This is a genomic window from Pseudomonas putida W15Oct28, assembly GCF_000708715.2.
GTDB classification, from domain to species: Bacteria; Pseudomonadota; Gammaproteobacteria; order Pseudomonadales; family Pseudomonadaceae; genus Aquipseudomonas; species Aquipseudomonas putida_R.
The window spans coordinates 118,520-127,959 of record NZ_JENB01000019.1; the positions used below are offsets into that span (position 1 = coordinate 118,520).

Sequence of the window (9,440 nt, forward strand, 5' to 3'; positions counted from 1 at the left end):
AGATGGCGATTTACCAATACGACACCCTTGCGCCCAACCTGCACCCGGAAGCGTACGTGGCAGAGGATGCCACCGTGATCGGCGACGTAACCCTCGAACAAGGCGTCAGCGTATGGCCGCAGGCCGTGCTACGGGGCGACAACGAACCGATCCGTATCGGCCAGCACAGCAATGTGCAGGAAGGCGCAGTGCTGCATGCCGACCCGGGATTTGCGTTGACCGTGGGGCAGGGCGTCACCATCGGCCACCAGGCCATGCTGCACGGCTGCACCATCGGTGATGGCGCCCTGATCGGCATCCAGGCCGTGGTGCTCAATGGCGCGGTCATCGGCAACAACTGCCTGGTCGGGGCTGGCGCCATCGTCACCGAGGGCAAGGTGTTCCCCGATAACTCGCTGATCCTGGGTGCGCCTGCCAAGGTGGTGCGCGAACTGACGGCCGAAGCCATCGCCAGCATGCAGCGCAACGCCACCGAGTACGTCGCAAAAGGCCAGAGCTTCAAGGAAAAACTGATCCGTATCTGCTGAAAACCTGCTGGCGACGCCCATGAAGGCGTCGCTGCTCTCCAATAATTACAAGAATGGAGATCCACCATGGTTGCCATGACCGGCGAACTGGCGCGTGAGCGCAACGACAGCCACATCAATGAACTGCTGCTGTACCGCCGCGTGGCCTGGCGCATCATGCCGCTGGCCATCATCTGCTTCCTGTTCTCGTACTTCGACCGCATCAACATCAGTTTCGCCAAGGCGCAGATGCAGCAGGAACTGGGCCTCAGCGACGCCGCCTACGGCCTGGCCGCGAGCATGTTCTTCGTGGGGTATGTGCTGTTCGAAGTGCCCAGCAGCCTGGGCCTGAAGCGCTATGGGGCGCCGGCCTGGATCTGCCGGATCATGGTGTCGTGGGGCCTGGCGACGGCGGCGCTGGTGTTTGCCTATACCCAGTACACCCTGTACTTCCTGCGCTTTCTGATCGGTGTGATGGAGGCCGGTTTCGGCCCGGCGATCCTGTTCTACCTGGCATGCTGGTTCCCGCGCAAACACTTGGCGAAGATGAATGGCCTGTGGTTTCTGGCCGTACCGCTGGCCGGTGCGGTGGGTGGCCCGGCAGCAGGCGTCTTGCTGGGGACCATGGATGGCGTGCTGGGCCTCGCCGGTTGGCACTGGTTGTTCCTGATGTCCGGCTTGCCCTGCGTGGTGCTGGGCTTGCTGGTGCTGTGGAAGCTGGACCGCGACATCGAAGCGGCAAAATGGCTGAGCCGTGAGGAGAAGGACCTGCTGGCGGAAAACCTGGCCCAGGACAAACGCGCTGCAAAACCGATCCTCGGCTCGATCTGGCGGGTGTTGCTGACCCGCGAAGTGGCGATCATGGCGTTCATCTACTACGTGATCAAGACCGCGTCCTATGGCCTTAACTTCTGGATGCCGCACCTGATCAAGTCATCGGGCGTGCAGGACATGCTCTGGGTCGGTGTGCTGTCGGCATTGCCGTACGCGGTGGCCTGCATCGGTATGGTGTGGCTGACCCGTCGCTCCGACCGTACTGGCGAGCGCAAACGCTACCTGGTGTATTGCCTGCTTGCGGCGGCTGTCGGCTACCTGCTGGCGTGCCTGTATTCCGACTCGTCGCTGGCGATGATGGCCGCGCTGGTGCTGGCCACTGCAGGTACTTTCATCGCCATCCCGATCTTCTGGACCATTCCACAGTCGACCTTCTCGGGCCTGGCAATTGCCACAGGTACTGCGGCGATCAACTCGGTCGGGCAGCTAAGTGGCATCGTCGCACCGGTGATGGTGGGCAAGATCAATGACCTCACCGGCAGCAACTCCATGGGCATGCTGTCCATCGCCCCGCTGATCATGATCGCCTGCCTGGTGGTGATGCGCTACGTGCGCAACCCTCGAAGCTGATTGGCGCTGAGTCTTCAAACAACAACAAGAACAAGGCACACCCATGATCATTATTTCCCGGCGAGCATCGCTGATGCTCGGGGCGCTTTGCTGCGCCTGTCACAACGCGCAGGCCGGCTTCATCGATGACGCCAGCGGCAGCCTGGAACTGCGCAATTTCTATTTCGACCGCGACTTTCACGGTGACAGCGCCACGCAATCGCGGCGCGGTGAATGGGCCCAGGGCTTCATGCTGCGCCTGCAGTCTGGCTACACCGACGGCGTGGTCGGCTTTGGCCTGGATGCAGCCGGCATGCTGGGGCTCAAGCTGGATTCCTCGCCCGACCGCAGCGGCACCGGCCTGCTGCCACGTGGCAGCGACAAACGCGCCGCGGATGACTACGCCAAGGCCGTGGCCACCTTCAAGGCCAGGCTGGCGCAGAGCGAATTGAAGGTCGGCGGCCTGAGCCCGCAACTGCCATTGCTGGCCTCCAACAACAGCCGCTTGTTCCCCCAGTGGTTCAACGGTGCGCAACTGGTGAGCAAGGACCTGGACCGGTTCACGTTCACCTTGCTGCAGGTGGATGCCACCAAGTTGCGCGACTCCACCGACTATGAGGACCTGACCGCCATGGCGCAGCAAGGGGCCTATTCGGCGACGGTAACCAGCGACCGGCTGTACTACGGCGGTGTCGATTACCAGCCGCTGAACAACCTGACCCTCAGCCTTCACACCAGCACGCTCGAAGACCTGTTCCTGCGTGATTTTGCCGGGCTCAAGTTCAAGACCCGCCTGGGGCCCGGGGATGTATTCACCGAGTGGCGCTGGTTCAGCGCTCGCGAGCAGGGCCGGGCACTGCTGGGCAACGTCGACAACCAGACCCTCAGTACCAACTTCGGGTACAGCGTTCAGGGCCACACGTTCAGTGGTGGCTATCAGAAAGTGCGTGGCGATACGGCATATGCCTACGTGGGTGGCACCGATACCTACCTGTTCAGCGAACAGCAGGTCAGCACATTTGCCCTGGCCAACGAACGGGCGTGGATGCTGCGCTATGACTACAACTTTGCTGCGTTGGGGATCCCGGGGCTCACGTTCAATGTGCGCTATGTGAAGGGCGACCAGGTGGAGCCACAGCGCATCGCCAGCGCCAAGGGCAGGGCGCTGGCGGCTGGCGACGGAGAAGGGCGGGAATGGGAGCGGACCACGGATATCACCTACGTGGTGCAGTCGGGGGCGCTCAGGAACGTGTCGCTGCGTTGGCGCAATGCGAGCATGCGTTCGAATTTTGCCGATGCAGCGGATGAGAACCGGGTGATTGTGGGGTATACGGTCGAATTCTGAGCTCAGACACAGTCATTCTGTGGGTGCAGCCGGTTTCTCTTGCGATCTGGATCTGCGCGGTTTGCGTGGTTTTTTCTCAGGCCGCTTGCCGGGTTTGAGATGCCAGCGATCGCCGTTGGCGAGCAGGCGTTCCTGGATTGCAGGTGGGTAGTCGCCAAGAGTGGTTACGGGCGGCACGGGTTTGCCCGGCATACCGGCCTCGCGGATTACTTTCGGCCAGCGCGGTCGCCAGCACAGCAACAGGCTGAGCCAGTGCCCGGTGCCGACGATGACGAAGGCGGGCCAGACCATCAGCAGGATGACTTTGAACAGCCAGCTGCTTTTGCGGAAGAAACGACCAAAGCCTTCGAACTGGGCGCTGAAGGCCTGGATGGGTGAGGGCAACTGTGTGCTCAGGCCGGGGCGGGGGACGGCGTGTGGGCCTTCTTCCATGTAGCGGCGAATGAACTCCCACTCGTCACGCAGTTCGCTGCCGCCTTGGCCTTGTTTGCCGAGTAGGGCCATTTCCATATGGGGGAGGCCGGTGCGGCTGGGGTGCCAGACCAGGCCTAGACGCATGCCCACGCTGAGTGAGTCATCTTCTGGGGCGATGGCTGTGCTTCCGGTTGTTTTCCATGGGAAAGTGACGATGCCGCCGCAGTACTTCGGTCGATGTAGGTGGACTTGTTGAGTTACGCGATTGAAGCGAATGAGAAGGTGACGACTAGTAAGCATTTCCAACCGCGTGAACCGAAGACCGTATTTGAGATAAAAATAAACGATAGCGCCGTCCATGACAGCCATTAGCATCATTATGATGATGTCGATAACAGCAGGATCTCTACCGGTGAAAAGGTAAAGATAGATTGATCCCAGGGTTATTGTAACGCCGCTATATAGGATTGGCCCTAATCCTCCCAACGTCATGATTGTAATCAAGCCGCGTTTTTCCTCTGAGCCGCCGCAACGCATCTCCAGGTAAGTCTCATTGAAGGAGTAAACAGGACTGCGTGCGCGAGGGTTTTCGCTAACCTTCCGAAAATGGACTTCCTCTTCCAAGTCACCTTCATAAAAGTCCCGCATTACGCGTTTTTCTGCTGGCGTCATATCCGCTACGTACGCCTTGCGCGCAGTTTCAGACTCGATTGCCATCTGCCAGAAACCCCATTCGACCAGATACACTATAAGACCTCGCTGAAAGCCGAATGAAGCTCCTTCAATTCTTCGTGTTCTTCATAAGGCTTAGCCGTTTTTCCGATTCGGAAACAGCATCGCCTACACCACTTCTCCAATGAGTCATCTTCAAGTAGGTAAATTGCTATCGTCAGGACGAGACCTATCCAAAAAGCGCCGACCACCAAGCGTGCAAGCAGAAGGCGCGCAGCTTGGGTTCCCAGTTTTTTTGCAAGCTCACCCATAGAGGATGCCAACATTCTTGCAAATTTAGTTTTGGCGCTATGGGATAGGTAATCAAAAAAAGGCTTTGCGATAGCAATTGCTGTTCCGCTCTCAGCCAAAGCAAGAGCTATTGTCGCGGCGCCTCGAGCTCTGTACGCGGCAGCCAGCCTTATGTTTCGTACGCTTGATTCTTTGTTTTGGGCTTCCCGGATATGTTTATCGGCATCCGCGAAATCCCACCACGCCAATACCAACCCTCCAGCACCGGCCAATCCAGCCCCCCAAAGCTTCAACCTCCCCAAAGTCGCCGCAGCACCTCTGCCAGTCACACTTCTAGCGCCGTATCGTGTCACCACTTGGTCCACATAGCTGGCTCCAACTTCGAAGCCCGCCGCTGCCGTGGTCATCGCGGCCGCCAGAAGTTCGGTCTTCACTCTGGCATCACTGTCGGGCAGTTCGCGGGCCTTGAACGCCATCAGCATGCCCTCCAGTAAACACACCAGCCCAGAGACGCGCACTTTGTAGAAGTCGCTGTTGTTGGCCTGCATCAGCTTTTCAGCCCAGGCTTGATCCAGATAACGTGCAATCTGGCCACCGCTGCGTTGTGGGTCAATGGGTTGCCCGCTACGCGCAGCGTCGCTCAGACGAATGTCGACCGCCGTCCCATGCACCGACGCAAACAACGTTAAGCGCAGACCATGGTGCAGTGCTCGGTCTGCACTGTTGGGGGCGCCGGTACGCAGTACCTGTCGCCCTAGCGCCACGTACCACGCATGCAGGCCGATGCTGGCGGTGTTGTTGCTCTTCTGCAATTCCTCGTACAGCGAGTTGATACGCCCGAAAGCATTCGCGGCGATGTGTGCCTGCCGGGCGAGCGATTCGCGCAGTACGAACGACGACTCTGCCGGTGGTTCGGCCTTGGCCGCTTCCAGTAGCACCGCAAGCTCCTCCCGGATGTCGTCCTGGTTGTAGCTGATGCCGCGTATTGCCAGGTTTGCCCGGTCGGCCACGTCGCTGCGCCACCAGTGGTCCAGCACCTTCGTGCCCCATTCACTCAACTCCATGCCGATCACGCACTGGCCAGTCTGCTCGGCAAAGGCCAGGCCGTTGATGAGGTCGGCGTTGTCGTAACGGTCCAGCGCTTGCAGCAAACGTTCGCTGATCACCCAGCGGGCATGGTCCTTGGCGCGGTCTTCTGCGGCTTGCTGGGCTTGTTGCATGGCTTGCTCTGGCGGTCGACCAGGTGGCCGTATTTCTGGTCGAACTTCTTGCTGAACTCGCCGGCCTCCTGACGGGCCTGCACCTTGGCCCGGACGTCGCGCTCGAACTGCGCCAGGTGAGGCTTCATGCGCTCGTCGTGCGCATCGGCCTGCTGCCTGGCCCGTTCGGAAAACGCATAGATTTCCGCATGCACGTAGGGTTGGTTGCGTATGTTTTCAGCCATGACTTCGCGCTTGATGATCTGCTCGGCCATCATCTGCGGGTAGAGCTTTTCGATCTCCAGGAACGACTGCGCGACCAGCAGCTTGCGCTCGTTGTCCACGCCGGGTTCCACGGTGCGCTCCAGCCATTTGGTCTTCACATCATCGACAGCGGCATTGCGCCAGGCGTTGAGCTCCTGGGTGATACCGATGGCGTCTTCGATCACGATGGCCGCGCCACGGGGTTTGCTCTGGTTCACCAGCGGCGCCAGCGCTTGCCGTGAGGCGTGCGGCGAGACGATCTGGTCATTGTTGAACGGCTGCAGGTCCAGCAGCGCCTGCAGGTCTGCATCGTTCTGGGCCTTGAAGTCGGCGACCCAGCCCAGTTGATCGTGCTTGATCACATGGGGCTGTGGCGGAGCATCGGAAGGCTGGATGAAGCGGGCGATATCGATCGCGGGCAGGCTGTTGCGGTACTCATCTTCGAGCAGACGATAGTTGTCGAGCATGTGCGGGGTGAGCGGGGAGGGACTGAACAGCGGGCGCAGCTCCTGGATATCGTCGAGGTCGTAGAGGGTGATGGTCCAGCCGAATTTCGGTCGATGTAGGTGGACTTGTTGAGTTACGCGATTGAAGCGAATAAGGAGATGACGACTAGTCAGCATTTCTAATCGGGTTAGGTGAATTCCATACTTTGAATAAAGATACAGTAACGTCGAGGTGACCGAGAGCATTATAAGTGTCGTGAGAATCGTGATTACGGAACGCCCCTCGGGGTCAGTGATATCCATCCATATAAACCCAGTGGTGATGTAAAGTCCAACAGCAACGGCCGGGGCGATGGCGCCGAGCGTTGCGAGCGTAATAAGACCGCGCTTTTCTTCCGAGCCACCACAGCGAATGTCTAAGAAGATGTCGTTAAAAGCGAATACAGGGCCTCTTGCGCGTGGGTTTTCACTAACGGATTGAAAGTGCATTTCTTCAGCCAGTTCGCTCTCATACAAATCCTGACGTTTTTCTTTCGGTGTCAGCTCTGCTTCATAGGCTTTTCGCGCGGCCTCGGATTCAGTAGCCATTTGCCAAAAACCCCATTCGATCAGATACATTACAATACCTCGCTGAATGCTGAATACAGGGTCTTCAGTTCTTCTTGTTCTTCAAAAGTTTTTGAATTTCTTGCAAGACGGAAGCTGCTGCGCTTGCACCACTTCTCCAAAGCATCGTCTTCAAAAATGTAAATTATCACTGTCAGGACCAGGCCAATCCAGAAAGCGCCAAGAACGAGCCGGGCAAGTAATAACCGAGCGGCTTGCGTTCCAAGCTTTTTTGCAAGTTCTGCCAAGGACGTGGATAGCATCCTAGCCAGCTTGGTTTTGGCATTTTGAGAGAGGTAGTCGAAGAAAGGTTTTGCAATAGCTATGGCCGTTCCTAATTCGGCCAGTGATAGGGTTATTGTGGCCATCCCTCTTACAAAATACGTAGCGGCCAAGAGTCTGGAGTTTCTTTGAGCCTGCTTGGTAGCCCCACTCTGGCTGCTATTGAAATGCTCAACCGAATCAGTGAAATCCCACCACGCCAGCAGAGAGCCTCCGATACCCGCCAATCCAGCCCCCCAGAGCTTTAACTTCCCTAAGGTGACCGCTGCACCTTTCCCGGTCACACTATTAGCGCCGTATCGTGTCGCCACTTGGTCCACATAGCTGGCCCCAATCTCGAAGCCCGCGGCAGCCGTGGTCATCGCGGCAGCCAAGAGTTCAGTTTTCACTCGCGCATCACTGTCGGGCAGTTCCCGAGCCTTGAACGCCATCAGCATTCCTTCGATGAGGCATATCAGGCCGGCCGCACGAACTTTATAGAAGTCGCTGTTATTGGTATCAGCCTGCATTAGCCCTTCGGCCCACGCCTGATCCAGGTAACGTGCAATTTGGCCACCGCTACGCTGTGGGTCAATGTGGTGCCCGTTGCGCGCAGCATCGCTCAGACGAATGTCGACCGCGGTCTTGTGCACCGACGCAAACAATGTCAGACGCAGGCCATGGTGTAGCGCCCGGTCTGCACTGTTGGGGGCGCCGGTACGCAGTACCTGTCGCCCTAGCGCCACATACCACGCATACAGGCCGATGCTGGCGGTGTTGTTGCTCTTCTGCAATTCCTCGTACAGCGAGTTGATACGCCCGAACGCGTTCGCGGCGATGTGTGCCTGCCGGGCGAGCGATTCGCGTAGCTCGAACGACGACTCTGCAGGTGGTTCGGCCTTGGCCGCTGTCAGCAGCGCCGCAAGCTCCTCCCGGATGTTGTCCTGGTTGTAGCTGACGCCGCGTATTGCCAGATTTGCCCGGTCGGCCACGTCGCTGCGCCACCAGTGGTCCAGCACCTTCGTGCCCCATTCACTCAACTCCATGCCGATCACGCACTGGCCGGTCTGCTCGGCAAAGGCCAGGCCGTTGATGAGGTCGGCGTTGTCGTAGCGGTCCAGCGCTTGCAGCAAACGTTCGCTGATCACCCAGCGGGCATGGTCCTTGGCGCGGTCTTCTGCGGCTTGCTGGGCTTGTTGCATGGCTTGCTCGAAACCGTCGAGCTGATCGTGCATGGCCGGGCGGTCGACCAGGTGGCCGTATTTCTGGTCGAACTTCTTGCTGAATTCGCCGGCCTCCTGACGGGCCTGGACCTTGGCCCGGACGTCGCGCTCGAACTGTGCCAGGTGAGGCTTCATGCGTTCGTCGTGCGCATCGGCCTGCTGCCTGGCCCGTTCGGAAAACGCGTAGATCTCCGCATGCACGTAGGGTTGGTTGCGTATGTTTTCAGCCATGACTTCGCGCTTGATGATCTGCTCGGCCATCATCTGCGGGTAGAGCTTTTCGATCTCCAGAAACGACTGCGCGACCAGCAGCTTGCGCTCGTTGTCCACGCCGGGTTCCACGGTGCGTTCCAGCCACTTGGTCTTCACATCATCGACAGCGGCGTTGCGCCAGGCGTTGAGTTCCTGGGTGATACCGATGGCGTCTTCGATGACGATGGCGGCGCCACGGGGTTTGCTCTGGTTCACCAGCGGTGCCAGCGCTTGCCGTGAGGCGTGCGGCGAAACGATCTGGTCATTGTTGAACGGCTGCAGGTCCAGCAGCGCCTGCAGGTCTGCATTGTTCTGGGCCTTGAAGTCGGCGACCCAGCCCAGTTGATCGTGCTTGAGCACGTGGGGCTGTGGCGGAGCGTCTGAGGGCTGGATGAAGCGGGCGATATCGATCGCGGGCAGGCTGCTACGGTATTCGTCGTCGAGCAGGCGGTAGTTGTCGAGCATGTGCGGGGTGAGCGGGGAGGGACTGAACAGCGGGCGCAGCTCCTGGATATCGTCGAGGTCGTAGAGGGTGATGGTCCAGCCGAAGCTGCGGATGATCTCGTCCAGGTTGCCAG

At 59.1% G+C, this 9,440-nt stretch carries 7 protein-coding genes; 3 read left to right on the forward strand and 4 right to left on the reverse strand.

Annotated elements, in window-relative coordinates; all coding sequences use genetic code 11:
* Nucleotides 1-2: 2 nt before the first annotated feature.
* From AK81_RS15520 to AK81_RS15530, 3 genes are all read left to right on the forward strand, one after another.
* On the forward strand, nucleotides 3-527 hold the full coding sequence (locus AK81_RS15520; protein WP_043200219.1) for a gamma carbonic anhydrase family protein: 525 nt from the start codon (nucleotides 3-5) through the stop codon (nucleotides 525-527).
* 66 nt (nucleotides 528-593) lie between these two features.
* Nucleotides 594-1,910, forward strand: coding sequence for an MFS transporter (locus AK81_RS15525; protein ID WP_050491890.1), 1,317 nt, complete (start codon nucleotides 594-596; stop codon nucleotides 1,908-1,910).
* Nucleotides 1,911-1,953: 43 nt separating this feature from the next.
* Nucleotides 1,954-3,234, forward strand: a complete 1,281-nt coding sequence (locus AK81_RS15530; protein ID WP_043200220.1) for an OprD family porin — start codon at nucleotides 1,954-1,956, stop codon at nucleotides 3,232-3,234.
* Between the two features lie 12 nt (nucleotides 3,235-3,246).
* Here the strand turns inward: AK81_RS15530 and AK81_RS27665 are convergent, their stop codons facing one another.
* The 4 genes from AK81_RS27665 to AK81_RS30450 all read right to left on the reverse strand — a co-directional run.
* Nucleotides 3,247-4,395 carry a DUF6708 domain-containing protein gene (locus tag AK81_RS27665; RefSeq protein WP_069375851.1) on the reverse strand — a complete coding sequence of 383 codons (1,149 nt, stop codon included), beginning with the start codon at nucleotides 4,393-4,395 and terminating at the stop codon, nucleotides 3,247-3,249.
* On the reverse strand, nucleotides 4,395-5,831 hold the full coding sequence (locus tag AK81_RS15540) for a T6SS effector BTH_I2691 family protein (protein ID WP_043200222.1): 1,437 nt from the start codon (nucleotides 5,829-5,831) through the stop codon (nucleotides 4,395-4,397). The genes AK81_RS27665 and AK81_RS15540 overlap by 1 nt, the downstream gene beginning before the upstream one ends.
* Complete coding sequence (locus AK81_RS30445; protein WP_241496082.1) at nucleotides 5,774-7,138, reverse strand: hypothetical protein; 1,365 nt, start codon at nucleotides 7,136-7,138, stop codon at nucleotides 5,774-5,776. Before AK81_RS30445 ends, AK81_RS15540 begins: the two co-directional genes overlap by 58 nt.
* On the reverse strand, nucleotides 7,138-9,440 hold a 2,303-nt coding region (locus AK81_RS30450; protein ID WP_043200225.1), incomplete at its 5' end, for a T6SS effector BTH_I2691 family protein. The genes AK81_RS30450 and AK81_RS30445, both read right to left, overlap by 1 nt.

Bases quoted from the DNA above. Each gene is read 5' to 3' on its own strand.
- AK81_RS30445 (WP_241496082.1), bottom strand. From the start codon at position 7,138: ATGTATCTGATCGAATGGGGTTTTTGGCAAATGGCTACTGAATCCGAG.
- AK81_RS15540 (WP_043200222.1), bottom strand. From the start codon at position 5,831: ATGCAACAAGCCCAGCAAGCCGCAGAAGACCGCGCCAAGGACCATGCC.
- AK81_RS15520 (WP_043200219.1), top strand. From the start codon at position 3: ATGGCGATTTACCAATACGACACCCTTGCGCCCAACCTGCACCCGGAA.
- AK81_RS15530 (WP_043200220.1), top strand. From the start codon at position 1,954: ATGATCATTATTTCCCGGCGAGCATCGCTGATGCTCGGGGCGCTTTGC.
- AK81_RS15525 (WP_050491890.1), top strand. From the start codon at position 594: ATGGTTGCCATGACCGGCGAACTGGCGCGTGAGCGCAACGACAGCCAC.